Below are 747 nucleotides of genomic sequence, written 5' to 3' on the forward strand. Positions count from 1 at the left end.
CGGCGACGGTCATGAGGTTCATCCATGAACATCGTGATCAGTTCGCGGTCGCGCTCCTGCTAAGGGTCCTGAACATCGGCGCTTCGACCTACTACGGGTGGGTCAAGCAGGTCGAGCAGCCCTGCGACCGGGACGTGGTCGACCTGGGGTTGATCTCCAACATCTACGAGATCTGGGAGACCTCCGGACGCACCTACGGCGCGGACCGGGTCCACCGGCAGCTACGCCGTGACGGCATCCGGGTGGGCCGCAAACGCGTCGAGCGGTTGATGACGCAGCAGGGCTGGCAGGGGGCGTTCCTGCGGCGTGGCTGGCGCGGCGGCTCCACGAAGCAGGATCCACGGCACACGCCGGCGCCGGATCTGGTCAACCGGCAGTTCACCGCGGCCGGGCCGAACCGGCTCTGGGNCACCCGCATCCCCTGCGGCGAGGGCGTGTTCTGGCTCGCTGCGGTCCGGGATGTGTTCTCCCGCCGGATCGTGGGGTGGCAGACGTCTGACCGCTGCGACACCGACCTGATCCTCGCCGCCCTCGAATACGGCATCTGGTCGCGCGATGTCCGCGACGGCCAGTTGATCCACCACTCGGACCGCGGGTCGAACTACACGTCGTTCCGCTTTGCCGAACGCTTGCAGGACAACGGGATCCTGCCCTCGATGGGCTCCGTCGGCGACAGCTACGACAACGCCCTGATGGAGAATTTCTGGTCGACGCTGAAGATCGAACTCGTCTACCGCACGAGCTGGC

General features: G+C 66.6%; 1 protein-coding gene. It reads left to right on the forward strand.

The annotated features are described in order from the left end of the window. Positions 1-11: 11 nt before the first annotated feature. A partial coding sequence (locus tag B1205_RS10280; RefSeq protein ID WP_254909835.1) for an IS3 family transposase occupies positions 12-747 on the forward strand: 736 nt, incomplete at its 3' end.

The sequence above is a fragment of the Micromonospora sp. NBS 11-29 genome (assembly GCF_002140155.1).
In the GTDB taxonomy this organism is placed as follows: Bacteria; Actinomycetota; Actinomycetes; order Mycobacteriales; family Micromonosporaceae; genus Micromonospora.